We start from the raw sequence: 19759 nt of genomic DNA on the forward strand, positions 1-19759 counted from the left end.
ACTCACTTTCCCTTGGGGTCGCGCAGCCGATGAAGCGAGAGCGAGATCGCTCCGATGGCCGCGGTCAGGAGCGCGCCGAGCATCGCCAGCCATCCGGCCGGCCAGTCGCCTGTAGGCGCAAGCGCAACGCCCGTGCCTCCGGGGGCGACAGCCGGCCCTGCGGGTTCCTCTGGGCCGGTGATCACGTGTTGGTCGTGGATCGTGAACGTTCGGCTGAGCGCGTGGGCCGCGCCGACGTCCACCCAGGCCCCGTTCTCGAAGCGCTCGCGAGCGAACGTCGCCGTCAGCCGATAGGTGCCGTCGACCATGCCGCCCGTGGGCAGCATCCCCTCGAAGGGGTGTGCCGTCCAAGCGCCGTCGGCGATGACGGTGGCGTCGGAATCGGTCAGCAGCGCGACGCTCCATGCGGAGGGGCGCAGCCGCTGCGTGCCCCATGGAGCGTTGATCGCGTCCTCTTCCGTGCCGCTCGCTGCGAACGATACGCTCGCGCCCGGCTCGAACAGCTGGCCGTCGTCGAATCCGCCCAGCGCGCAGGCTGCCGGGTCGGCGGGCGATGCCGGCTGTTGGCCGGGATCGACGACGCGCACCATGCAGTCCTGGTACGGCATGGTCGTTGACAGCGTGACGATGCCGTGCTCGTCGGCGCAGAGGTCGAACGCCTCCGCGGTGAGCAGCGTGTCGAGTACGTTTCCGAAGCGGTCGACCAGCTGCAGCTCGCCGAAGTTTCCGGAAGCCACCGTGATGGTGAGCCGCTGAGCCGAATTGAGCCAAGCGCCCGATGCCGTCAGGTTGCCGCGTGCATCCTGCACGTGCACGCTCGTCTCGGGTGTCTGCTCGATGCCGAGGGTGTGGGTCTGCGGACTCACACCCTCCATCATGACCAGCATCGGCTGATTCCTCAGCTTCTCGTCGTAGTGGTAGGGGCTCGTGTTCGCGGTGGCCATTCGTTTGGACAGTTCTTTGGAGCTCTGGTCCAGGCGGTAATGGGTCAGGTCGGCCACGTAATCATAGGTGAAGCACCAGCTGCCCACCATGCCGGGATGATTGAAATGCTCGCTGACGTCGTGCGTGGTCGCTGCCGACTTCCATTTCATGGTGAGCGCGGTGGTGGTGCTCGGCGGCAGCAGGCTCGCGTCCATGCCGCCGTAATTAACCAGGTAGGGGATGAGATCCTGCCCACCCGACAGCGCGTAGGATTGGGGGCTGACCAGCTTGGCGAACGACGAGGCGTCGTCGATGAGCCGGTAGTTCGCGTCCCTGGTGACCACCAGGTTGTACCAGTCCTGGTTCATGGTGGAGTAGTCCCAGTAGTTCGTGCCGCGCGGCGTGTGCTCGGAGTCGCGCTGGTACACGATCAGGTCGTTGTGCTTAAGCGGGCCGTGGTCGGTCTGCATGAGCAAGAACGGCGTGCTCGAGCCTATCGGCTTGCCCTGGTAGGCCAGCATCGAAGGCCGTGTCCAAGAAGCCCCGATCTTGAGGTCCTTCGGCCGGGAGAACGCCAGGTAATGGCCGTACATGTGCGTCGTTCCGCCGTTCGAGTAGTTGATATCCGCCAGCACTTCGAAGTCGTAGGGGCGCATGAGGCCGCCACCGTATTCCTGCATCTGCGCGGAAAGGTCGTTCACGGCCTGCACGACTTGGTTGGCCACTGTTTCCTGCTCGGTGAGGTACTTCGCGGGGACCTTCTTGTCGGGCGCGACGGACGCCTGGTAGTCCACCCAGAGCCGGTTCACGTAGGAAAGGCGCGCGAAGGCGGCCATGCACTCGTTGGCTTGCGCGGTCAGCGCGGCGAACTTCTGGTGCTCGAAGGCCTGCGTCTGGTTGCACACCGAGTTGGCTTCCTGCAGCAGGAAGAGTTGCGGGAGGTCGCCTGCGTCGGCGGTGACTCCGAAGCTGGGGTACGCCTTGCAGCACACCGAGGCGAGCTTGCGGATGTCGCTTGCGAACGAGATGGGATCGCCTACCTTCGTCGGGTCGAACTTGTCGGTGAAGTTCTCCAGGTAGCCCTGCATCTTCGTCTCGTACATGGCGGCGTTCGGGTCGCCCGACTCCTTTGCCTCGCTCAAGTCCGCCGCCGCCTGAAGGTAGTGCTGATAGTCGTTGTAGGCGTCGGTGTACTTCTGCGCCAGCTCGGTGAGCGTGCGGCGGTCGGTGGCCCATTGGTTCGTGGAGATGAGGCTCTCGAGGTGCAGGATGTCGCTTTCCAGCTGGTCTCCGAGGTTCTTGATGTCCTCGTCGACGACGGCCAGTTCGTCGAGGATCTCGTTGCAGAGCTTCTCGAGCTCGCGGTCGCCCTTGCCGGAGGGCAGCGTGAGCAGGTCGCCCGCTTTGGAGAAGATGTTGTAGCCGGTCTTCTCGGCCGCGTAGTCGAGCGTTGCCACGATGGCGCTGTCGGCGAAGTCGATGGCCTCGTCGGCCAGCTTCGTGATGAGGTACTCGCCGGGTCCGCGCACCTCGGGGCCGCCGCTGTCGGCGGTGGGAGCGGGCTGGGCGTCGGAGCTGCTCGCTGGCGCGCTGTCGGCATCGCCGGCAGGGGCCGCTGCGGGGCCGTCGGCGGGGTTCGTTGCAGGGTCGTCAGCTGGATCGTCGACTCGATCGGCGGGCGTGCCGTTCGTCGGCTCGGCTGCGGGGTCGGCCGGCAGTCCCTCGTCCGGGTTGTCCGGGGAAGGGGCGTCCTGCGGCTTCGGCGCATCGCCTTCTTGTTGCTCGGCGAACGCGGCGCCCGCGCCGGCTCCGGGGAACGGAGCGACGAGGGCGACCATGCTCAGCGCAAGCAGGAGGCAGAGCGTTGAGCGCAGGGATTGGGATGTTCGCTTGCTCGGTTTCATGGACATCTCCTCGGTGTCTGACGCGAACGGTTCGGGCTAGGTGTGGCGGCGGACGATCCTGCGATCTGCGGCGATGCCGATGCTCGTGCGGCGGCGTTCATGAAGAAGCTCCTTGGACGGGGTCGGGAGAAGGCTCGTCGGCGGGAGGGGGCGGAGGCTCGCCGACGAGCGCTTCCCGCAGGTCGGTTCCCATCTGACGGACGCGAGCCGCTTCGAGCTCGGTCAGGTAGCCGGAGCGCACGGCCATCTCCAGGTAGTAGCGCACTTCGTCGATGGCGGCTGAGGCCTCGCGAGCGCGGGACGCCTGGGCGGCGTCCGCCAAATCTTCCAGATCGCGCGCCGCCATGCCTGCGCGCACGCCGGCGGCCAGCATCTCGGCGGCAAGAGGAAAGCGCTCGGGCTTCTCGCGCAAGTACCGCACCAGTTCGGCCACGCGGATGGCGAAGTCGAATGCGTCGTTTGATCGGTTCATTGGAGCACCTCCTCTTATTCGGCCGTGGGATCGTGAAACGTTCCCTGTATGACACGATATCGGCGCCTGTCAGCGAAAAGTATCATTCGGGATGAGGTTTTGGCGATATACTTCTCCCTCGAAAGGGAATGAGGGGGATGCTATGGAGCGCGACGACGCAGAGCTGATTCTAAGCGAGAAGTTCGCACCGGCGGACCTTCCCGACGTGTGCGCGCCGCGCCTGCGGGTGGTGGACGCCATCGGCCGAGCCGTCCGCACGCGGCGCTTCGTGTACCTGGGCGCGCCGGCGGGCAGCGGCAAGACGGTGTCGGCGCTGCTGTGGTTGAAGCAGGCGAAACGCGCGTGCGTGTGGATCGGCCTCGACCGCTACGACGACGTGCCCTCGGTGTTCTACAAGCAGCTGGCATGGGGCCTCTATTCCATCCAGCCGGATAATGCGGGCATGCGCGCCGTGCTGGGAAGCCCGACGTTTTCCGCATCGCCCGTGGAGCACACGGTGCAGCTGGTGATGGAGATGCGCCCGCTCGAGCGCCGCTACGCGCTGATCGTCGACGACATGCACCTCATTCGCAACCGCGAGATCGTCAAATCGTTGCCCGCCGTGCTCCGTCGCCTGCCCGGCGCGTTCGCCGTGCTGCTGCTGTCGCGCGCCGAGCTGCCCGAGGAATGGCGCACGCTCGGCGGCACGGAGGGCCCGGCGGTGCTCGGAGCGGACGATCTGCGATTCGCGCCCGACGAGATACGCGGCTACTTCAACGCGCTCGGCCGCTTCCCCACGCCCGACGAGACGCGTCTCGTGCACGCAGCCACCGAGGGGTGGGCCATCGGCGTGGCGGCGCTCGCGAAGTCGGATCGCACGGACGGACGCAACGGCCACTACCTGTTCGCGAGCTATTTCGAAGAGCAGGTGTGGGGTGCTTGGGACGACCAGCTGCGCTCGTTCTGCCTGGCCACCAGCGTGGCGGAGGAGTTCGACCCGACGTTGGCGGCGCTGCTGTCCGGGCGCGACGACGCCCGGGAGGTCATGGAGCGCCTCGCCCGCACGAACACCTTCCTCTCGCGGTTGCACGGCGACACGTACCGTTACCATCACCTGTTCCGCGATTTTCTGCGCGAGAAGGCCGCGGAGGCGGGCGTGGACCGCGTGGCGCTCTGCAAGCGCGCGGCCGAGCACTTCCGCGACCGGCACGACTACACGCGCGCCTTGCGGTTCTGGTTCGAGAGCGGCGATTTCTCCGGCATGGACACCTACCTGCTGCTGTTCCTGTTCGAGAACGCGCGCGGCTCGGTTGCCGACTACGCGGACTTCCTGCGCACGCTCGATATCGAGTCGCTTCCCGCCGACGCGTACCGCGTGTGCCCGCCTCTGCGCGTGCTGGCCGCGTGGTACTTTTATCTCACCAGCCAGCGCACGGCGTTCGAGCACCACCTGGACGAGCTGTACCGAGCCCTGCCGCGCATCGCGGCGTCGGACTCGCGGTTCATGGAGTTCGCGCTTCTGGCTTACAGCGTGGACCACCGCACCACCATCATCGAGAAGGCGCGGAAATTCTCGCTGTTCGGCCGGTTCGTGAAGCGCTTCACCCCGTCGGGGCTGGCCACCGAGATCGCGTCGTTCACGCACAACCTGCCCTATCCGCATCGCAGCAACGTGGATTACTCGGCCATCGCGCTGGAGGACGGCGGCATGGAGCTGATCGGCCGCACGTTCGCGCCGCTGCTGGGGGCGGAATGGGGCTACGTGCGTCCGCTGTTGCCCGCGTGCTTCGCCTACGAGCGCAATCGCCTGGACGAGGCGCTCGCTGGGCTGCGCGAAACCGAGAAGGCGCTCGTGCCGGAGAACCGCGAGGACGGGCGCGTATGCATCATGGTGATGAAGCACGCGACGTTGTGGCAGATGGAGCGCGAATCGGAGGCTGCGGTTGCGCTCGACGACCTCGTGGCGCTCACGGAGACGGAAGCGCCGCATTTCCTGCCCAACCTGAAAGCGTACCGAGCGAAGCTCGCGCTGTTCGATGCGGACAAGCGCGCAGCGCGTGCGTGGCTGGACGAGTACTTCGTCACCGACGTCGAGCGCATCGAGTTCGTGCGCTCGTTCCAGCACTTCACCACCGCGCGAGCGCTCATCGTGCTCGGGGAGGCGGACGAGGCCGAACGCTTGCTGGAGCGCTTGCGCGCATTCGGGCGGTCGTTCAACCGTCCGCTCGACGTGGGCGAGGCGTGCGCGCTCCTGGCGGCGCTGTTGTGGGCTGCTCGGCGACGGGCCGACGCTGTGGACGTGCTGCTCGAGGGGATGGAAGCACTCGCGCCTTACGGGTTCTTCCGCGTGGTGGCCGACGAGGGCGCAGCGGTGGAGCCGGTGCTGAAGAGCCTGGTCGAGCGTCTGGCGCGCTCGGGCTACGACGGGCCGCTCGAGCGCGCGTTCGTGCAGGAGGCCTACCTGGCCGCGCACGATCGCGCGCGGCGCTTCCGCGGCGTATGCGCCAACCTCGGCGTGCGCACCAAGCCGGTGAAGCTGTCGCCGCAGCAGAAGCGCGTGCTCGAACTGCTCGCGCGCGGCCTGCGCAATGCCGAGATCGCCGCCGAGACCGGCTTGTCGCTGCCCACGGTGAAAAGCCACGTGCAGGCGACCTACCGCAAGCTGGACGTCCACGCCGCGCCCGACGCCGTTCTGCGCGCGCGAGAGCTGGGGCTGCTGTAGGGGCCGCGGTCACTCCCGCTCGTTGCGGCGACGCCTTCCTGCGGCGATGCCGATGGCGAGCACGGCGGCTCCCGCTGCGCAAACGAGCAGTTCAGGCAGGGCGTTGTCGCCGGTTGCGGGGATGGCGGCCTCGGCCTCAGGCTCCGCCGTGGGCTTGGGAAGGGGCTTGGGCTCAGGCTTCGCCGGAGGCTCGGGCGCGGGCTCGGGCTTCGGGACGGCGTTGACGGTGAGCGTGCCGCCCGCGTAGGACACGTTGTAGCATGCCTGGTTGTCTACGATGCCGCCGTCGATGGCGATGGCGAGGGAGCCGGCTGCCGTCGTGTCGCCCGCAACCGACAGGCGGGGCTCCTGGATGACGTGATCGGAGTCCGCGAGCCCTTCGGCGGCGTAGCCGAGCGGCGGCAGGGAATCGCCTGCCGTCATGGAGGCGTCGAGCGCGCGGAACACGAGCGACGCCTTGTCGATGGCGAAATCGAGCACGGCCGGCTGGCCCGTGCAGGGCGCGTTTTGGGGCAGCGCGAACGTCGCCCGGTAGATTCCGGCTGCGGTGGGCGGCGTGGATACGGGTCCGTAAGCCGTGCCGTCGGCGGCCGTGCCGGTGTAGGAGATGTCGAACGGCCCGTTGTAGACAAGCGGCTCGCCCGCATTGGTCAATCGATAGGCGGCCGTCGGGGTGCCCGTGTATCCCGCATGCGGCGATCCGTCGTAAGCCGCGTTCCGCGCATCGATGCCGCCGATGGTTGCGGAAGCCTTCTCGTACTGCACGGCTACGACGATGGTGCTGTTCTCGTAGTTCGTCATGCCGGAAAGCGCGATGCGCACGGTGTCGGTTGCGCCGGTTGTGACGCTGCTGGAAGCGGTGAGCGTCAGCTTGCCCGACGCCGCGTCGAATTGCGCGTCGGCAAGCCCGTTTTTGGTGAACGTGGTCGCGGCTTGAACGGGATCGGGGCCGAGGTCGTTCGGCAGTCCTGACAGGCTGGAGAGGTCGACCGTGGTCTGGCTGCCAACCAGCGCAGTTGCCGTCGTGCTCAAATCGAACGCTGCGGCTTTGCCGATGGTGTAGGAAACGGAATCCGAGCCGTCCTGGATGACGTAGTTGCTGCGGTCGGCGCCTGCGAGAACGGCAGTTGCTCTGTGCGTGCCCGCGTCGGTCTCGTTGCCTCCCGTTACCGTCAGCGACACGTCGGTGCCGGTAACGGCGCCGACGACGTGCGCGGTCACCTCCTTGCCGTCCCCATGGATGCGGTTGAGCGTGTCCATCCAGGTGACGCTGGCCGAGCACTGTACGATGGCGAAGTCGAACGTGGTCGAGCCCTTGCATACGTGGCCCGGCGAGATCGCTATCGTCACCTGGTAGGTGCCGGCGTTCGTGGGCGGCGTGGCGGAATCGTAGCGCGTGCCGTCGGCGGCCGTGCCGGTGTAGGAGATGGCGAACGTTTCGTCTGGCGAGGTGCCGTAGTCCACGCGGTTGCCATTGTAGAGGTAGTAGGCTGTCGGGGTTCCCTCGAAACCTGCATGGGGTTGGCCGTCGTATTTGACGGGCGAGGGCAGCGCGGTCACACCTTCGATAGCCTTCACTGTCTCCCTAAAGTACTGCACGTGCAAGGTGACGTTGAAGTCCTCATGGTTTTCGAGCGCGCTCATCCGAACCGTCACGGCGTCGTAGGCGTCGTCGCCCTTGCCGTTGGCGTAGACCTTGAGATAGGTCTCATTGTTTATGTTCTCGATCTCGGCTTTATACAGACCCTGGGTTTCCGTCATGTCCGTGATGATCGTGTAGTCGGCAGACGTGCTGCCCTTCGGTATGGAATACACGGGCATACTATAGGAGGCGCCGTACTCGTTCCATACTTCGTGCTTGGTCGCTTCGTTGATATCCTTCATCGGCATTTTGACGATCATGACCTCACCCGATACGCTGTACGCATCGGGGCCCGTCTGCAGATCGTAGTTGCAGCTGGTCGGGTTGTTGTAGGACACGCTCGTGGCCTTGAACGGCTTTCCCGTCGGGTTCCCTGCCGGCGTGCCGTTGTCGGTTGCGACGTTGCCATCGGGAGCCAGTGCGCCCGTGCCGTCCCGCTTCAGCGCGTCGCCGGTTACGGTTATGTCCACCTTTCCCTTGTCGTCGGGCGCCAAGCCCGTGAATGCTGTCAGTTTGACGTCCGTGAACGTCGGCGTTTCCGAGTAGTCGTAGGGCCTCGTTGCGTTCTCATCGTCGGGCGATACGGTGGCGGCGAGCGGGGCCCGCTTGATGATGAAGCTCCTTGCGGAGGGAGCTGCCGTGCAGGGCGCGCTGCCGGGCAGCGAGAGCTCAACCTGGTAGCTGCCGGCTTGCGTGGGCGCCTCGGTGGCGGGGCCGTAGGAATACTCGTAGGCTGTGCCCTCGTGGACGGTGCCCGTGTAGGTGACGGTGAACGGCCCGGTGTACGTGTGCACGGCTCCGTCGTCGTCCGTGTACGTGCAGTACGGGGTTCCCCGTAGCCTTGCTGCGGCGTGCCGTCGTACGTGGGATTCGACGCGACTTGCTGCATATCCTCGATCGTGCCCGCGGGCTTCACGTCAGCATGGGCGTTTCCGTTGGCGCTGAACGAGAACGCCAGCGCAAGCGCGAGCGCGAACACGAGCGCTCCGAAAGCCGCGGCGCCGCGCGAGATCTTCTGGATGCGAGACATAACAACCCCTTTTGTCGAGATGGGAGCCGAAGCGGCCAAGCGGTGCCTATGCCGCCAGCGCCAGTATACGAGTCCCGAAAATGCAGAACTATCATCCGGGATGAGGTTTCAGCCGATACTTTTCTCCGTGCGCGAAAGGAGGAGCGGGAGCGTGCGCTGGAACGCGGATGAGCGGGGTTGTTGCGGACAAAAAGAAACGCGCGGCCGATGCGTGCCGCGCGTTTCCAGGGTTTGGGGATCGAGGCGCTTACTCGCTGCGCAGCGCCTCCACGGGGTCTTTGCGACTGGCGGCGCTCGAGGGGATGAGGCCGGCCAGGAACGTGAGGAACACGCTGATGGCCACCAGGATGACGGCCGCCTGCCACGGAAGCGAGGCCACATCTGCCACGTCGAACAGCGAGTACACGATGGCGTTGGCGGGTATGCAGGCCAGCGCGGTCAGGCCGATGCCGATGACGCCGGCCGTGAAGCCCACGATGATCGTCTCGGCGTTGAACACGCGGCTGATGTCGCCTTTGCTGGCGCCGATGGAGCGCAGGATGCCGATCTCCTTCTTGCGCTCGAGCACGCTGATGTAGGTGATGACGCCGATCATGATGGACGACACCACGAGCGAGATGGCCACGAACGCCACCAGCACGTAGCTGATCATGTTCACGATGTCGGTGACCGAGGACATAAGCGTGCCCACGAAGTCGGTATAGGTGATGACCTTGTCTTCCTGGCCCTCGTCGGTCATGCGGTCGTTGTAGCCGTCGAGGATCTCGATGACCTTTTCTTTGCTCTCGAAGTCGATGGGGTAGATGTCGATGCCGCCCGGCTTGGCGGGGTCGGCGTAGCCCAGCTTCTTCAGGTTGTTGTCGTACGAGGTGTCCTCGGTGTTCATGAGCGACATCATCAGCTCGCCGAGCTCTTCCTCGCTCATGTTCATCTTGAAGGCGTTCTGGAACGCGGACTCGTCGATGCTCATGGCGTTGGACATATTCGCCGCGATTTGGCTCATCGACTGCTGCATGGCGGCCGACACCTGGGCCTCCACGGCCGCCGACATCTGCTGCATGTACGCGCCCAGCACGTTTTGCATGTACGAGCTCATGGCGGTGGAGATGGACGCCTGCAGCTGGCTTTGCAGCGCTTGGGCCATGGCGGGCACGGCCTGCTGCATCTTCGCGCCGATCTGCTGCTGCAGCTGGGCTTGCAGGGCCTCGGTTGCCTTGTCCATGTCGATGGAGCCCATGATGGCGGCTGCGATCTTCTTCTGGACCTCGTCGCTTGCGAGGTAGGCTTTGGCGCCGTCCTCCATGGTAGGAACCTTGCCTTGCGCGACCTGCTCCTGCGCCCAGTTCTTGTACCAGGGCTGGAAGCCCTCCATGATCTCCTTCATGGCGGCTTGCATCTTCGCCGAATCCATGTCCGGCTGCACGTCGCCCATATCGAGCTTGATGTCGCTGAAGTCGAGGTACTGCCCCATGTCGATGCTCGAGGGGTCGATGGTGATGGACGAGCCGTCGAACGCCGGCAGTGAGCCCATGTCGAGCGACAGCCCCGAAAGATCGAGCGACATGCCGGACAACCCGCTGGTCAGCGCGCTTTCGTCAAACTTGAACGCGGCCTGGATGGCGTCGCCGTCGATGGTGAACAGCGACTCCATGCTGAAGGCGTCCTCGTCGTCTCCCTCGTCATCGAAGGACTTGCCCGTGAACACGTTCGTGTCGGGGTGGGCGATCTGGTCCTTCACGATGGCGCTGTCGGCGGCCTCCTCGATCACGTAGTCGGTCAGCGTCGCCGGGTAGTTGATGCCCGAGCTCAGCATGGTGGCAGTGGCGTCGTCGCGCGGCTGCACCACGCCCACCACTTCGATGTCCTCGCCGTTCTCCACCAGCTCGCGCATGTACGCTTCGTCGTCGGTCTTGTCTTTCCACACGTTGAACTCGTCGTCGTGGACGTAATAGTCGGCGGCGTTCACCAGCTTGAACGAGACGCCCAGAATGTCCTCGTAGGAGGGGTCCTCCATGTCGGTGGGCGCGGTCACCTCTTCTTCGGCGGCGAACTTCTTCACCATGTCGTCGAGCTCGGCCGAGTCGCGCAGGCCCAGCGTGTACAGCATGAAGTCGCTGATGCCGCCGTTGCCCGTCAGCACGAGCACCACCTCGTTGTGGTTCTCGGGCCAGCGGCCGGCCTTCACGTCGTACTGGTACTCGTACAGGCCGGGGTCGCTCGGCATCTCGTAGAACGTGTCGGTGCTCATGGACATGGACATGAGGCTGTTCGAGCTGGTGGAGGAGCCCAGTCCCAGCGCGGAGAACGATTTGTCGGGGTTGACCTGGCGCAGCTTCTCGGCATCGGAGCTGAAGATCTGCGGCGCAACGTTGTAGGTGTACTCGATGGCGTTCGTGTACTGGTCGATGTCGCTCTCGCCGCTGTCGAGGTATTCCTTGAGCGAGGCCAGGTCGTTCGACCCGATGCTCGACACCATGTTCGACACCATCTCCACGACGTGCACGGAGTCTTCAGGCTTCTCTTCGGTGCCGCCGTCGCCGGAGGCTTCCGCCCCCTCTCCCGCTGCGCCGAACATCATGGACGTCATGTCGAAGCCGGTGCTCTGGATTTGCAGGGGGTACTCCGAAAGCGTCTCCTCCTCGACGGATTTGATGTAGTTGTTCACGCCGTTGGCCAGCGCTAGGATCGACGCGATGCCGATGATGCCGATGGAGCCCGCGAACGCCGTCATGAGCGTGCGGCCCTTCTTCGTCATGAGGTTTTTGAACGACAGCGCGAGCGCCGTGAAAAACGACATCTTCGTGCGGCGCGCGGGCTTCTCGCTCTCGCGCATGTCCTCGGCGGTGGGGTCGAAGGGGTCGGTGTCCGAGCGGATGACGCCGTCGGTGAGCGTGACGATGCGCGTGGCGTAGTCCTCGGCCAGCTCGGGGTTATGCGTGACCATGATGACGAGGCGGTCGTTCGCGATCTCGGTGAGCAGGTCCATGATCTGGACGCTCGTCTTGGAGTCGAGGGCGCCGGTGGGCTCGTCGGCCAGCAGGATCTCGGGGTCGTTGATGAGGGCGCGCGCGATGGCCACGCGCTGCATCTGGCCGCCGGACAGCTGGCTGGGCTTCTTGTTGATGTGGTCGCCCAGGCCTACCTGCTGCAACGCGGCCACGGCGCGATCGTGCCGCTCGGCGCGCGACACGCCCGACAGCGTGAGCGCCAGCTCCACGTTGGACAGCACCGTCTGGTGGGGGATGAGGTTGTAGCTTTGGAACACGAAGCCGATGCGGTTGTTGCGGTAGGCGTCCCAATCCTTATCTTTATACTGTTCGGTGGAAATGCCGTCGATGATGAGGTTGCCCGAGTCGTAATGGTCGAGGCCGCCCACGATGTTGAGCAGCGTCGTCTTGCCCGAGCCCGAGGGGCCCAGGATGGCCACGAACTCGTTGTCGCGGAACGAAACCGACACGTTGTCGAGCGCGGTTTGCGTGAAGTCGGCCGTCGTGTACGACTTGCATATATTGAGCAGTTGCAGCATGAGGTGCCTTTCGAGCGCGCTTCGCCAAGGAAGCGCAGGTGTTACGCAATGGTTGATAGTTCGTCAATCATGGTCGATTCTCCCGCTTTCTCATGGTGAGAATCCCCAATCTTCACCGAGTTTACCGAACGGTTACCTTCGGAAACCAAAAGATGCAGATAGCGTAGCGAGCGCGCAACTACGGTAATGAATCCGGAATTTTTTCTCGATATAGTACCGAACTTTGGAATTTCGAGCTTGAAAATCGTCTTTGGCCGCCCACTGCCCGACTTTTTCGGCTGACTTGAGCGGATTTTCCGCCTTTGGAAGCGACCCCGAGATGCTGTTCGCTTGTTACGGTAAGATATCAAAATTTATTTCTGATTTCTTTACCGTATTCCGAGGGGCAGGGAGCTTAACGCGCGGCAGTATCCGTCGAAAAGCTCCATCTTGCCAAAGCGCTGCACCTGCATTGGCCGAACCTAGCCAAGCGGCTGCTTTCTGTCCTCATGATCTCACCTCATCAGTCGGATTTCCTCGTACCGAGGCCTCGGTTTCCGCGAGTTTTTGACAGAACGATTCGCGTGGGCCACTTTTAATCGAAGTCGCACTACAATTGAGCGCGAACGAGACGATAGGACACCGTGTCTTTTGCGATGAAAGGACCGCATATGGAACGAGACGTAGCTTGGAAGAAGTACGACGAGGCCGACCTCGAGGCGCTCGAGCATCTGGCAGCCGAGTACATCGACTTCATCTCGGACAACAAGACAGAACGCGAATGCGCTGCTGCAGCGATTGCGCTGGCCGAAGAGCACGGCTACGTGAGCCTCGTCGAGGCGGTGCGCGAGGGTCGCGCGCTTAAAGCGGGCGACAAGGTGTGGGCGCAGGCGCATGGCAAGGCGCTCATTTTGACGCATCTCGGGAAGCGTCCGCTCGCCGAGGGCCTCAACATCCTGGGCGCGCACATCGACAGCCCGCGCCTCGACCTCAAGCAGAACCCGCTGTACGAATCGAACGGGTTCGCGCTGCTTGACACGCACTATTACGGCGGCATCAAGAACTACCAGTGGGTCACGCTGCCGCTGGCGCTGCACGGCGTGATCGCGAAGAAAGACGGCACCGTGGTGGACGTCCAGGTGGGCGACGACCCGGATGACCCGGTGTTCTGCGTCACCGACCTGCTCATCCACCTGGCAGGCAAGCAGATGGCGAAGAAGGCCAACGAAGTGGTGGAGGGCGAGGATCTCGACCTCCTCATCGGCAATCGCCCGGCTGTCAGCGCCGCGCAGGATGCAGATGCGGATGCGATCGGGGGCGAAAGCGAGACGAAGGACGCCGAGAAGGAGCCCGTCAAGGCGTTCGCGCTCAAGCTGCTGGCCGATACGTACGGCATCGACGAAGAGGACTTCCTCTCGGCCGAGCTCGAGGTGGTTCCCGCCGGTCGCGCGCGCGATCTCGGGTTCGACCGCAGCATGGTGATCGGCTACGGCCAGGACGACCGCGTGTGCGCCTACACGTCGCTGGTCGCGCAGCTTGCGCTCGCCGAAGCGCCCGAGAAGACGGCGGTGTGCGTGCTCGTGGACAAGGAGGAGATCGGCAGCGTGGGCGCCACCGGCATGGCGTCGCAGTTCTTCGAGAACACCATCGCCGAGGTCATGGAGCTGGCGGGCGAGAGCGGCCCGTTGCCGCTGCGCCGCGCGCTGGCGTCCTCCAGCATGCTGTCGTCCGACGTGTCCGCCGGCTTCGATCCCGCTTACGCGAGCGCGTTCGAGGCGAAGAACTCGGCGTTCCTCGGGCGCGGCCTCGTGTTCAACAAGTACACGGGCAGCCGCGGCAAGAGCGGCTCCAACGACGCGAACGCCGAGTACGTCGCGCGCATCCGCCGCGTCATGGACGACGCGGGCGTGTCGTTCCAGACCGCCGAGCTGGGCAAGGTGGACGTGGGCGGCGGCGGGACCATCGCCTACATCCCCGCCAAATATGGGATGGACGTCATCGACTCCGGCGTGCCGGTGCTGTCGATGCACTCCCCCTGGGAAGTCACGAGCAAAGCCGACATCTACGAGGCGTTCAAAGGCTACGAGGCGTTCTTGAAGAACGCGTAGGGGCTGCGACTGCGGGACAGCGGGGCGGGCGCGGCGAGTGCGCCCGCTTGCGTCTGCTCGGCCGGCGCGCTCGTGAATTCTCGTTTCGTGGCCGTTTTCGACGGATATACGTCGCCGTTCAAAGCATCTCGCGGCTCGGAAAAATGCACCAAGCCGCTGAACTGGTTCTTTGGAAAACGTCTTCCTATGAGCGGCGCGCGTGTTCGGGCGAAGCCCTTCCGAACGACGGATATCCGTCGAAAACGGCCACGACTGGAGGATTTCTCGACACAGGCGCAAAGTTGGCGATGCGCGGGCGCACGCTCTCCGAAGGGCGCGAAACCGTCAATTGGCCGCGTCGTCGTTTTCCGTTACACTGCTCGCATTGCATATGCGCGCCCGGGCCGCTTGATCCGGGCGCTTTTCGATAAGCGAGGATTCATGGCTCGAGAAAAATTCGGCTCGCGCTTGGGGTTCATCCTGATCAGCGCTGGCTGCGCCATCGGGTTGGGCAACGTGTGGCGCTTTCCCTACATCGTGGGGCAGTACGGCGGCGCGGCCTTCGTGCTGCTCATCATGTTCTTCCTGCTGGTGTTCGCGCTGCCCATCCTCATCATGGAGTTCTCGGTGGGGCGCGCCAGCCAGAAGGGCATCGCGCGCAGCTACGACACGCTCGAGCCCGCCGGATCGAAGTGGCACCGCTTCAAGTGGATCGCGCTGGGCGGGAACTACCTGCTCATGATGTTCTACACCGTGGTGACGGGATGGATGCTGGCGTTCATGGTGCGCAGCGCTATGGGCACGTTCGAGGGGCTCGACGCGTCCGGCGTCTCGGCGGTGTACGACGCGCTGCTGGCGAACCCCGTCGAGTCGGCCGCGTACATGGTCCTCACGGTGGGCATCGGCGTGGCGGTGACGCGCGCGGGCCTGCAAAAGGGCATCGAGCGCGTGACGAAGGTGATGATGGGTGCGCTGTTCGCCGTGCTCGCCATCCTGTGCGTGCGCGCGGTCACGCTGCCGGGCGCGGGGGAGGGCCTCGCGTTCTACCTCATGCCCGACTTCGGAAAGCTGTTCGCGAACGGGTGGGGCACGTTCTTCGAGGCCGTGTTCGCGGCGATGGGACAGGCGTTCTTCATGGTGTCGGTGGGCGTGGGGTCCATGTCCATCTTCGGCAGCTATATCGGCAAGGATCGGCGCCTCACGGGCGAGGCGCTCAGCATCGCGGGGCTCGACACGCTCGTGGCCATCATGGCGGGCCTCGTCATCTTCCCGGCGTGCTTCGCGTTCGGCGTGGAGCCGGGAGCGGGCCCGGGCCTCGTGTTCGTCACGCTGCCCTCGGTGTTCTCGCACATGCCGTTCGGGCAGCTGTGGGGCGCATTGTTCTTCCTGTTCATGAGCTTTGCGGCGCTGTCCACCGTTATTGCGGTGTTCGAGAACATCGTGGGCTTCAGCATGGACGAGTGGAACCTGCCGCGCACGAAGGCGTGCCTGGTGAACGGTGTGGCGCTGGCGTTGCTGTCGCTGCCATGCGTGCTGGGTTTCAACCTGTGGGCCGGCGTGGAGGTGCCGGGCATCGGGAACATCCTCGACATCGAGGACTTCCTCATCTCGAACACGGTGCTGCCCATCGGCAGCCTCGTGCTGCTGCTGTTCTGCACGTCGAAGCGCGGCTGGGGCTGGAACGCGTTCGTCCGCGAGGCCGACACCGGCAAGGGCATCGGCTTCCCGCATTGGACGCGCCTGTACGTGCGCTACGTGCTGCCGGGTCTGATCACGGTGGTGTTCGTGGCGGGCTACGTGCCTATTGTGCGAACCTGGTTGGGGATGGGGTAGCCGGTAGCATCGGGTAGAAGCGGGTAGACTTGGCGAAACGAGGAAGTTGTTTGCGCCGTGACGGTTGCGTGCGGGCGCTCGCGGATTCGTTCACCCGTTCTTCCCCGTACGCTCTACATGGTTGCTTCGGTCTGCCGACCGGCCGGTTTGGGCACTGAATTTCTTCGAGAGCGCGTTTTGTGCTCCCTTGTGTAACTTTTTCGAGGTTGTGGCAGAGGGAAGAATTCTGCACAGCCATGATCAGGGGTTTTGCTGACGGTGGTTTTCCCGATGGAATCTGCAAAACGTCGTGCTAATTACGTTTTCTGAAACCGCAGGTCAGAAGGATGTTGTTTTTGAACGCTCTGCCACAACCTCGAAAAAGTCACACGGACCCCTGTTTTCCCGCTTCGTCTGTGCGGTCAGGTAGGGATTCGGCGCGAAGTGCAATCGTCTGGCGTGCGATACGTCTGCGAGCGCCGGCCTGGCCTGCGGTGCCGGATGGGAGGCGCATATTTTTCTCCATATTCCCTGGGATTGCTCGCGTGGGCGGGGCTCCCGTGGCTATAATAGCGGGTAACACCTGAGTAACGGTGGACTTGACGGCGCGGTCGCGTCGCCGGGCCGCCGGATCACCGCACCGATCGCAGATGGAGGAGTTCATGGCATACTATTTCGACGAGCCGTCCCGTACCTTTAACGAGTACTTGCTTGTCCCCGGCTATTCGTCGGCCCAGTGCATCCCCGCCGACGTGAGCTTGAAGACGCCGCTCGTGAAGTTCAAGCGTGGCGAAGAAGCCCCTATCTCGTTGAACATCCCCATGGTGTCCGCCATCATGCAGTCCGTGTCCGACGACGGCATGGCCATCGCGCTGGCCACCGAGGGTGGCCTGTCGTTCATTTACGGCTCGCAGACCATCGAGAACCAGGCGGCTATGGTCGCCCGCGTCAAGGACTACAAGGCCGGCTTCGTGACGAGCGACGCGAACCTGTCGCCCGAGATGACGCTCGCCGACGTGGTGGCCCTCAAGGAAGAGCACGGCCACTCCACGATGCCCGTCACCGCCGACGGCACGCCGCACGGCAAGCTGGTGGGTGTGGTCACCGATCGCGACTACCGCCTGTCCCGCATGTCCATGGACGCGAAGGTGGCCGACTTCATGACCCCGCGCGAGAAGATGATCGTGGCCCCGGCCGACACCAGCCTCAAGGTTGCCAACGACATCATCTGGGACAACAAGCTGAACTCGCTGCCCGTGGTGGACGACGACGATTGCCTCATGTACCTGGTGTTCCGCAAGGACTACGACTCGCACAAGTCGAACCCCAACGAGATGCTGGACTCCCACAAGCGCTACATGGTGGGTGCGGGCATCAACACGCGCGACTACGCCGAGCGCGTTCCGGCGCTCGTGGAGGCCGGTGCCGACGTGCTGTGCATCGACAGCTCCGAGGGTTATTCCGACTGGCAGAAGTTCACCATCGAGTGGATTCGCGAGCACTACGGCGACGACGTGAAGGTGGGCGCGGGCAACGTGGTGGATGCCGAGGGCTTCCGCTTTCTGGCCGATGCGGGCGCCGACTTCATCAAGATCGGCATCGGCGGCGGCTCCATCTGCATCACGCGCGAGCAGAAGGGCATCGGCCGCGGCCAGGCCACGGCCACCATCGAGGTGGCGAAGGCCCGTGACGAGTACTTCGAGGAGACGGGCGTCTACATCCCCATCTGCTCCGACGGCGGCATCGTGTACGACCATCACCTGACGCTGGCCTTGGCCATGGGCGCCGACTTCGTCATGCTGGGCCGCTACTTCGCCCGCTTCGACGAGAGCCCCACGAACAAGGTGAACATCAACGGCTCCTACATGAAGGAGTACTGGGGCGAAGGCTCCGCGCGTGCCCGCAACTGGCAGCGCTATGACCTGGGCGGCGACAAGAAGGGCATGTCGTTCGAGGAGGGCGTGGACAGCTACGTGCCCTACGCTGGCACGCTCAAGGACAACGTCGACCTCACGCTGTCGAAGGTGAAGTCCACGATGTGCAACTGCGGCGCGCTCACCATCCCCGAGCTGCAGGACAAGGCGAAGCTCACCGTGGTGTCGTCGACGTCCATCGTCGAGGGCGGTGCCCACGACGTGGTGCTCAAGGACAAGACCCCCTACGTGAGCAGCACCATCCACTAAGCCGCTCGGCACTCAGCGCGCCAACGTACGTCGAAGCGCCGTCCGCACCCGCGGGCGGCGCTTTTGCATATAAAAGGAGCGTCGACCTCCGGTGCGAACCCCCATGCTTGCTCTATACTAACGAGCGAATCGCTCAGTGCTCAAGGCGGATGGGAGGGGTCTTCCTTGTCGAATGCTGTGGTTACGATGTCGCATGAGGCTATCTCGGGGAAAACGCGCTTACGCTACATCGCCGGCGTGGCTTGTTGTTACATTTGGATGGTTCAGTTCTTGTCGAGGTGGCCGTTGGCGTTCGATCTTTCGATGGTATTCGGAGGCTCGCATTATCTTTCGTACTACGCCTCATTGTTCCTTTCCTATCTGATTGCCGTCACATTTCTGCGGACTTTCGATGCTTTGTCGCAAAGAGCGCTGCTCGTCTGTTCGCTCGTTGCGGCGATGGCAGTTGAAACTGTTTGCGTTGTGTCGCTTTTCGATCTGGACGGTATGGCCAACCTGGTCTTGCTGGTGGGAACGTTGGCTGCGCTTTGCTTCGGCCAGGTGGTATGCGTGCTTTTGTCCTATCTTGCGCTTACCACGATACCGGGTGTCAAGGATATCGTGGGTATAGCTATCGCGGGTTATTTCGTGTGCATCCCCTTGTTGTATCTGCTATCGGCATTTTCCGGAGCTATGTTCGTTGTTGCGCTGCTTCCTCCAGCGGCGTTTGTCTGTTTCCGGGGTCGTTACCCGCGACGGATGGAACGTGCCGACAGGGACAACTTGAACAGCAACGGGAAACTGAGGTTTTATTGCATGGCGGCCGTGGTGACCATGTCGTTTGTCGTCGGGTTGCTGACATCGTTGGAAACGAAGAACTTCTTCAACTTCGAAGCGGTGGCTTCGATGTTTGTTCACACGACGATGATGGTCGTGCTCATGGTATTCATGGTTTTAGCCGCGAAATCGAAGCTGCTTCCCAGCCTGTCAATCATCCTGATCTCGCATTTGGTGACCAAGACGGTGAACCTTGTGTACTATTACGCGTCGCTGCACGGGTTCAACGTCGACTCCACCGCCGGCATTTTCCTGTTCGCGATTGGCATTGTTGTGTGCGTCATGGTGTACTTGCTATGCTTCACCAGCTCCTTTGACATGCTTGCGCTCCGTAGTTCGGACGGGGACAAGCGTTCATTCGATGCCGTCTTCGAAGAGATGTCGTCACGTTATGAGTTGACTCATCGCGAGACCGAAGTCCTGCGATTGTTGGCAGTCGGCCGTAGTCTTCCTTACGTGCAAAGTGAGCTGTGCATCGCCGAGGGGACGGCGCGCTCGCATGCGCACAATATCTATCGAAAGCTTGACGTCCATTCTCGCCAAGAGCTTATCGACCTCGTCGAGGCGGGCGGAAAACGCTAAATCATACCTTTCGTTCGAGTGAATCTCGAAGGTTTCAAAGGGTTCGTATCATTGTCGGACTTCTCTTGAGCCATCAAGCTTGGAAGGGCGGATGCGCTTCG

At 63.6% G+C, this 19759-nt stretch carries 9 protein-coding genes; 5 read left to right on the plus strand and 4 right to left on the minus strand.

Annotation, left to right across the window (positions count from 1 at the left end):
* Positions 1-2: 2 nt before the first annotated feature.
* Positions 3-2828: a hypothetical protein gene (locus C1A15_RS04575; protein ID WP_101721465.1), complete on the minus strand. Its 2826-nt coding sequence runs from the start codon at positions 2826-2828 to the stop codon at positions 3-5.
* A 97-nt stretch (positions 2829-2925) separates the two neighbouring features.
* Positions 2926-3300, minus strand: coding sequence for a four helix bundle protein (locus C1A15_RS04580; RefSeq protein WP_101721466.1), 375 nt, complete (start codon positions 3298-3300; stop codon positions 2926-2928).
* Positions 3301-3442: 142 nt separating this feature from the next.
* On the opposite strand from C1A15_RS04580, the gene C1A15_RS04585 reads away from it, so the two are divergent.
* Positions 3443-6001, plus strand: coding sequence for a winged helix-turn-helix domain-containing protein (locus tag C1A15_RS04585; RefSeq protein WP_101721467.1), 2559 nt, complete (start codon positions 3443-3445; stop codon positions 5999-6001).
* 9 nt (positions 6002-6010) lie between these two features.
* Here the strand turns inward: C1A15_RS04585 and C1A15_RS04590 are convergent, their stop codons facing one another.
* Both C1A15_RS04590 and C1A15_RS04595 read right to left on the minus strand, forming a co-directional pair.
* Positions 6011-8437 carry an MBG domain-containing protein gene (locus tag C1A15_RS04590; protein WP_101721468.1) on the minus strand — a complete coding sequence of 809 codons (2427 nt, stop codon included), beginning with the start codon at positions 8435-8437 and terminating at the stop codon, positions 6011-6013.
* A 483-nt stretch (positions 8438-8920) separates the two neighbouring features.
* On the minus strand, positions 8921-12199 hold the full coding sequence (locus tag C1A15_RS04595) for an ABC transporter ATP-binding protein/permease (protein ID WP_101721469.1): 3279 nt from the start codon (positions 12197-12199) through the stop codon (positions 8921-8923).
* 650 nt (positions 12200-12849) lie between these two features.
* Here C1A15_RS04595 and C1A15_RS04600 point away from each other — a divergent pair.
* From C1A15_RS04600 to C1A15_RS04615, 4 genes are all read left to right on the plus strand, one after another.
* On the plus strand, positions 12850-14286 hold the full coding sequence (locus C1A15_RS04600) for an aminopeptidase (protein WP_101721470.1): 1437 nt from the start codon (positions 12850-12852) through the stop codon (positions 14284-14286).
* A 420-nt stretch (positions 14287-14706) separates the two neighbouring features.
* The gene (locus tag C1A15_RS04605; protein WP_101721471.1) at positions 14707-16098 is read left to right on the plus strand and encodes a sodium-dependent transporter; all 1392 of its coding nucleotides are present in this window, start codon (positions 14707-14709) and stop codon (positions 16096-16098) included.
* 641 nt (positions 16099-16739) lie between these two features.
* On the plus strand, positions 16740-18260 hold the full coding sequence (locus C1A15_RS04610) for an IMP dehydrogenase (RefSeq protein WP_101723696.1): 1521 nt from the start codon (positions 16740-16742) through the stop codon (positions 18258-18260).
* A gap of 285 nt (positions 18261-18545) precedes the next feature.
* On the plus strand, positions 18546-19658 hold the full coding sequence (locus C1A15_RS04615; RefSeq protein ID WP_180952995.1) for a response regulator transcription factor: 1113 nt from the start codon (positions 18546-18548) through the stop codon (positions 19656-19658).
* Positions 19659-19759 lie beyond the last annotated feature (101 nt).

Source organism: Eggerthella timonensis, assembly GCF_900184265.1.
Classification (GTDB): domain Bacteria; phylum Actinomycetota; class Coriobacteriia; order Coriobacteriales; family Eggerthellaceae; genus Eggerthella; species Eggerthella timonensis.

Coding starts and splice junctions, on each gene's coding strand:
- C1A15_RS04600 (WP_101721470.1), top strand. CDS start 12,850: ATGGAACGAGACGTAGCTTGGAAGAAGTACGACGAGGCCGACCTCGAG.
- C1A15_RS04575 (WP_101721465.1), bottom strand. CDS start 2,828: ATGAAACCGAGCAAGCGAACATCCCAATCCCTGCGCTCAACGCTCTGC.
- C1A15_RS04605 (WP_101721471.1), top strand. CDS start 14,707: ATGGCTCGAGAAAAATTCGGCTCGCGCTTGGGGTTCATCCTGATCAGC.
- C1A15_RS04610 (WP_101723696.1), top strand. CDS start 16,740: ATGGCATACTATTTCGACGAGCCGTCCCGTACCTTTAACGAGTACTTG.
- C1A15_RS04595 (WP_101721469.1), bottom strand. CDS start 12,199: ATGCTGCAACTGCTCAATATATGCAAGTCGTACACGACGGCCGACTTC.
- C1A15_RS04585 (WP_101721467.1), top strand. CDS start 3,443: ATGGAGCGCGACGACGCAGAGCTGATTCTAAGCGAGAAGTTCGCACCG.
- C1A15_RS04580 (WP_101721466.1), bottom strand. CDS start 3,300: ATGAACCGATCAAACGACGCATTCGACTTCGCCATCCGCGTGGCCGAA.